This window comes from Spongiactinospora gelatinilytica, from assembly GCF_003236385.1.
GTDB lineage: Bacteria > Actinomycetota > Actinomycetes > Streptosporangiales > Streptosporangiaceae > Spongiactinospora > Spongiactinospora gelatinilytica.
This window is the reverse complement of sequence record NZ_POUA01000493.1, coordinates 1-4,635: the sequence shown is the minus strand read 5'-3', so window position 1 is coordinate 4,635 and position 4,635 is coordinate 1. Positions and strand designations below refer to the sequence as shown.

Genomic DNA, 4,635 nt, shown 5'->3' with positions numbered 1-4,635 from the left:
GCCCCACCCCACCCAACTTTCGGCTACGCTTGGCTTCAGTCCTTCAGCCTCCGTAGCTCAGGGGATAGAGCACCGCTCTCCTAAAGCGGGTGCCGCAGGTTCGAATCCTGCCGGGGGCACGCACGAAATCTACGGCGGTCCTGTTCTGGCCCGATGGGCATCGTTCGCCGCTGGCGGCGAGTTGCTGGGTCATGGTCGTCACTCCTTCGATGGTGTCTTCAGCAAGGGTCACTCTGATCAGCACGACACCTGCCGCGGCGTCGTAGCGGATCTCAAGGTGGAACGCCGAGAACAGCTCCCACTGCAACTCATCAGGCGGCTTGGCGAGGTCGGTCTGGAGCAGCGGGATCATGCCGAGCAGGTCCGCGTGATCGTTGCGGGCCGGTGGATCGGCCTCCACCTCGGCCAGCTCGCGGAGCCTGTCCTGGCGCTCGGTCTCCAGCTCGGCGAAGCGCGCTTGCAGGCGGCGGGAAAGTTCCGACCCTGCGTCGCAGTCCTCGATCTGAGCGATCAGCCGCTCCTGCTTATTCATGATCGCCGCTGCTGCGGCCTGGAGTGCATGGCAGCGGGACTCCCACTCCGTCTCGGCCTCCCGGCTGGTGGCAGGCAGGTCGGCAGCGAGGAGTTCATGCCGCTGCGGGCCGAAGATCCGCCGCTGAAACAGATCATGAACCGCATCCAGCAACGTGTCCTCCCGGATCCGGATGACCTTCGGATGGCCGGGGAAGCGGTCTTCCCGGCCGCGGTGGTTACGATCCGGCTGGCAGGCGTAATACACATCCTGGGCTTTGCGGCGGGTCTCGGTCTGGCCGAACATCCGGCGATCACACTGGTGGCAGTGGACGAACGACCGCAGCCGGTAGACGTGCCGGGTCTGCGGATGGCGGTTCCCGCCGCCACCTGAGCGTGAGGTGCCGCGTTTGCCGCCCACGAGCTGAGCCGCTTGGTACATCTCCCGGGTGACCAGCGGCTCATGGGTCGGCGCCGCCGACCACACCCACAAATGCGGGGGGTTGAGCATGCTGCGACTGCTGCCCCGGCGGCTGGTGGTCGCCTTCCGGTTCCACACCATGTAGCCCGTGTACTTCGGGTTCAGCAGCATTTCCCTGACCCCCGAACGCGACCAGGCGTTACGGTCCCGGAAATTCGGGTTGAGCGATTCCGGCGGCGGGTACCGTTCCAGGTCGGTGTTGAGCAGGTCGGCGATATCCCCATAGCCCAGGCGCTGGAGCACACGCCAGGTGAAGATCTGGGTGATCACCGGCCCGCGAACGGGATCGGGAACGAGCCGGGTTTTCGTTTTCCCTTCGGACGCCTTTGCGGGAACCGGGTGCGGGACCTTGTCCGCGTCATAGCCGTAGGGCGGGCGGCCGACGTTCCATCCCTGCTGAGTATGCGTCCGCAGCCCGTCCCAGGAGGCTTCCAGCATCTGAACGGCGTACCACTCGGCGATGCCCTGCTTGACCCGGCGCGTCAATATCGCGGTGGCGCGCTTCCCGTTGAGCGTTATCGGCTCATCGGAGGCGAACAACGCCACACCGAGTTCTTCCAGCTCGTGTTCGATCTTGGTGCCGTAGAAGGTGCGGCGGGAAATACGATCGATGGACTCGCAGATGACCGCATCGAACCGGCGATCCGGACGACCGGCTTCGGCGAGCAGATCCTGGATGCCGCCATCCCGGGGCACCGGGATGGAAATACGTTCGTGCGCGGTACCGAAACCACGGTCTTCGAGGTCTTTCCGCCCGGATTCGATGTCGTAGAAGTGCGCGACGATCAACGCGCCGGGCGGCAGGGCCGCCCGGCTGTTGTGAAGCTGCCGGGGCAGCGACAGTGTCGGATCCTGCCGATCCTCGGTCGAAGTGCGTCCGCACCAGGCCACGCGCAGCCCGTTGAACGGGTCATCGCCCGCCGCGCCGCCCCACATGCTCACCTTCCGCTCCTCCCTGGATGATGGTGCTGGATCCACAGCAAGATGGCGTGAACGATGCGCGCCTGCCCGTCGCGCAGCCTCCTGCCTTGGTCGCCGGGCAGCGTGACGACCTCTACCTTGATCGTGACCTGCCTCGTATCCGCCGCCGCCGTATCCCGGTTCGCCGGGACCGGCACGTGCAGTGGTCCTATTACCGTGTCGCTGTCGTCACTTACCGTTCCGGGCCTGTCATGGTACGCATCCGAGCCCGCGTTGGGAGGCCCTGAGCAGGCCTTTTGTAGCTCCTCAGCCACCCCCGTCCCCCTTGAGATCGCGAGCGGCGGCGATGATGCGGTCCCTGGCCATCGCGCAATACGCCACATTCAGGTCGATACCGCAGAACATGCGGTCCAGGCGGCGGGCGGCGAGGCCGGTAGTCCCGCTCCCGGCGAAGGGGTCCAGGACGGTGCCGCCGGGGCGGCAACCGGCGGCGATCGCCCGCAGCGGGATGTCGATCGGGAACGCGGCGAAGTGCGCCTCGGGCAGCGGCCGAGTGGAGATCGACCAGACGTCGCCAGGATTGCTGCCCCGGGGATGGGCCGCGGCGTGCTGCCTGCCGGTGGGCCGCATCGCGCTCCCGTACCGGTTGCCCGCCAGAGCGTCCCCGGTGTCGGCATACTTCCCGGCCGGCGGCCATGGTGTGGCGATGCTGTTCGGCTTGTTGGCACCGGACCGTGCCCGTCGGGCCGGTGATCGGTCCCCGCTATACCGCTGCCGGACGGGGTCCAGGTCGAACCAGTACGTTCGCTGCTTGACCAGCAAGAAGATCAGCTCATACCGGTTGGACAATCGATCACGTACCGATTGCGGCATCGCGTTCGGCTTGTGCCAAACGATCGCATTGCGCAGGATCCAGCCACTGCCTTGGAGAGCGAACGCGACCCTCCACGGCATGCCCAGCATGTTCTTCGACGGTACGCACAGGCGTGCGCGCGGACGCCGCAACGGCTGGTGCGGGTTGAAGTCCCTGCCACGGGCCCAGCCGTCGGAGTTCGCCGCATAGCAGTCACCCAGGTTGAGCCAGCAGGTGCCGTCATCGGCCAGCACCCGCCGAATCTCGGCGAAGACGCGCACCAGGTTGCTCACGTACTCCTGGGCGGTCGGCTCTTGACCGTATTCGCCATCGCAGTAGTGCCGCAGCCCCCAGTACGGCGGGCTGGTGACCACGCAGTCCACCGACTTATCGGCCATCTCGGCCAGGATCTGCCGAGCATCACCGGCGAACAGTACGGCCTGATCGTCGCTCCAGAACGGTTTCATGACACCGTCCCCAGCAGCAGCGGAGCCACGAACTGCACTCTGGCGCACAGAGCGGAGATGAACCTCATGATCACCGTCCACCGCCCAGACCCGCGGCGGTGATCTCCCACAGGGTCCACTGGATGCCATCAGCAGAGCTGAAGGCGCGTGGGCGGATGGTGACGCGGCGATAGCCGGCGGCGTGGAGGCTGGTCCCAGGTTCGCGGGCGCGGGTGTAGGTGATCAGGCGGCGGTAGCCCATGGCGCGGGCGGCTCGCCAGGCCGCTCCCAGAAGGGCCGAGCAGGCGTTGGGTGTGCCGTCGGTGGCCAGGCGGGTGACTTCGGCGGTGAAGCCGTCGTCGAAGGCGCGGGCGGTGGGGCGGCCGATGATGGCCACGCCCACCAGCGTGGTGTCGGGTGTGGTGACGCCGATGGCGAACATGGCGCCGGGCGGCGGGCCGAGGTGGCGGTGCTGCCAGGCGACGAACGCGCGGGCGGTACGGATGGCCAGCGGGACGATGACCAGGCGCTGCCGGACGGCCGGGTGAGCCTCAGCGGCGTGGCGGCCGGGTGCGGATGGTGAGTTCACGGGCGGTGCGGGGCGTTCCTCAGATGGATTCCAGTTGAGGCGCCAGCACTGGCAAACCATTGGCAGGTTCCCCGATATGGGCTTTGACCTGCGGTAACGACATTGGTGGCGGCGGGCTGGGCGCTTCGGGTTCCGCCAGAGGGTTGCCTGAGCCGACCCCTAGACCGGATGGCGAGCAACCGAAATTTCCTCGCGCCGGGGAGTCACCGATGCAATCCGAGACCCACCAGCCCGCCCGCCGGCACCTCACACTGGACGCCGTCGAGCATCTCTTCCAGCTTCTTTGCCAACAGCCGCACTGCCTGACGATCGATGGAACGCTCGCGCCCGATCTTCCGCAGCGGCCCATCCCGCTGAACGAGCTGCGCAGCATGCTGCGGCATCCACTGCTGAGCGGCGCGACTCGCGATGCGGTGTGGCGGGAACTGGTCAGCCGGGCCCGTACCGGGGGCCCGTTGTGGCAGGCCGCCATCACCGGAATCGCGTTGCCCACCCTGCGCGCGATCGCCAGCCGGATCGCCGACGAGATCACCGCCGGGAGGCGGGTACCGGATGTGGCGGTCATCGATCACGAGGTACTGACCCGCTTCCTTGACGCGGTCCGTACTACCGACCTCGACCAGCCCAACCTGCGCTTCCGGTTGTGTGCGCAGGCGCGGCAGACACAGGAACGGTTTCGTACCGGCGCGCGGGCCATCGCCCCCCTCGACGCGACATCCATGAACTCCGCGCGGAGCCGGATCACCTCAGATACCGCATCCGACTCCGACCATGAGAAAGGAGGCAGGGGCGTCACCTCCGGCTCCGCGCGGAGTTCATGGATGTCGCGTCGAGG

Annotated in this window: 3 protein-coding genes, 1 tRNA gene and 2 pseudogenes; 2 read left to right on the top strand and 4 right to left on the bottom strand. The window is 67.2% G+C overall.

Annotated features, from left to right (window positions below; all coding sequences use genetic code 11):
• The first annotated feature begins 46 nt into the window (after positions 1 to 46).
• Positions 47 to 119, top strand: a tRNA-Arg gene (locus C1I98_RS35550).
• Between the two features lie 875 nt (positions 120 to 994).
• Here the strand turns inward: C1I98_RS35550 and C1I98_RS45920 are convergent.
• From C1I98_RS45920 to C1I98_RS35525, 4 genes and pseudogenes are all read right to left on the bottom strand, one after another.
• Positions 995 to 1,927, bottom strand: a pseudogene (locus tag C1I98_RS45920) (recombinase family protein); the annotation flags it as partial.
• 2 nt (positions 1,928 to 1,929) lie between these two features.
• On the bottom strand, positions 1,930 to 2,226 hold the full coding sequence (locus C1I98_RS40895; protein ID WP_146607841.1) for a hypothetical protein: 297 nt from the start codon (positions 2,224 to 2,226) through the stop codon (positions 1,930 to 1,932).
• On the bottom strand, positions 2,219 to 3,232 hold the full coding sequence (locus tag C1I98_RS35530; protein ID WP_111171687.1) for a DNA-methyltransferase: 1,014 nt from the start codon (positions 3,230 to 3,232) through the stop codon (positions 2,219 to 2,221). The genes C1I98_RS40895 and C1I98_RS35530 overlap by 8 nt, the downstream gene beginning before the upstream one ends.
• A 70-nt stretch (positions 3,233 to 3,302) precedes the next feature.
• Positions 3,303 to 3,800: an XF1762 family protein gene (locus C1I98_RS35525; protein WP_199537468.1), complete on the bottom strand. Its 498-nt coding sequence runs from the start codon at positions 3,798 to 3,800 to the stop codon at positions 3,303 to 3,305.
• 209 nt (positions 3,801 to 4,009) lie between these two features.
• On the opposite strand from C1I98_RS35525, the pseudogene C1I98_RS35520 reads away from it, so the two are divergent.
• Positions 4,010 to 4,635: pseudogene (locus tag C1I98_RS35520) on the top strand (hypothetical protein); the annotation flags it as partial.